The following is a 1,137-nucleotide window of genomic DNA, read 5'->3' as shown; positions in this document are numbered from 1 at the left end:
GCCCGTACTGCACTGATAATTCGCTGAAACCGTCTCCAATCAGTAGTTTTACCGATATCTACTCCGAATTCCCAGAGCATTTCCAGCGCTTTGTCAAAAGAAGAGTTTTTGGACAGAATATTAAGCAAATAGAAAGATTATTACAATAAGATTGACTTATTTTGGATTTTAGTTAAGAATAAATGTCATCAAGGAAACAGCGATATTCGCAATAATTTCCCGCCCACAAGTGGGAATTGCCATACATAAGGAGCTATCATTCAGATGAATCACAATCAAACTTTTGAGTTCGTACCTGGAAAAGTAACTACACTCAATACCTATCTGGAAAAACCCAGTCCGTTTTATTTCGGATATGACATCCAAGAAAGTTTCATGTCCGAGTTAGAGAAATATAGTTTCGACCAAATCTTTTTCTTTACAGAACCGCATCTCTTTGAGTCCTACGGCAAAGAATTGTACGATCGCATCAGCGAAAAATATACCTGTTCGCTGGAATTCGTACCTCCTGGGGAGAAATGTAAATATTTCCCGATCCTTGAACAAACCTGCGAAAAGCTGATAGCCAAAGGAGCATCAAAGAAAACGATTTTGATAGCATTTGGCGGCGGAACAGTCGGAAATGTTGTCGGTTTAGCTGCTGGGTTAGTGTACCGCGGGATTCGCTTTATCGAAGTCCCCACAAGCATGACAGGTCAAACCGACAGTACGCTCAGCAACAAACAGGCAGTCAACGGCACCACAGGCAAAAATCATTTTGGTCTCTACCATTCACCCATATTTATTTGGTCAGACACCAAATATCTCAAGACAGAGCCTCCTTCCTCGAAGCGGAGCGGCATCATTGAAGGCATCAAAAACGGGTTTATTTCAGATCCAACATTTCTGGAGTATTTGGAAGAAACCCTGAATCCAGAGCTGAATTTTACAGACGAGAAATTGACCGAACTCGCCTACAAAATTATCCTCTCCAAATTACCAATTCTCCAGGAAGATCCGAGCGAAACAGGCTATGGAATTACTCTCGAGTACGGCCATACTTTCGGACACGGCATTGAATGGATCGAACAAGGTAAAATGTCTCACGGAGAAGCTGTTTCCTTTGGAATGAAAATTGCCGCCGAACTCTCCCAAGAA

General features: G+C 42.0%; 1 protein-coding gene. It reads left to right on the top strand.

What is annotated here, in order from left to right; genetic code table 11:
• Positions 1-264: 264 nt before the first annotated feature.
• On the top strand, positions 265-1,137 hold an 873-nt coding region (locus ACUVJL_RS06640), incomplete at its 3' end, for a 3-dehydroquinate synthase family protein (protein ID WP_445245139.1).

The organism is Microcoleus sp. OTE_8_concoct_300, from assembly GCF_031383065.1.
Lineage (GTDB): Bacteria > Cyanobacteriota > Cyanobacteriia > Cyanobacteriales > Microcoleaceae > Microcoleus.
The sequence above is the reverse complement of the archived record's forward strand: the minus strand, read 5'-3'. Positions and strand labels throughout refer to the sequence as shown.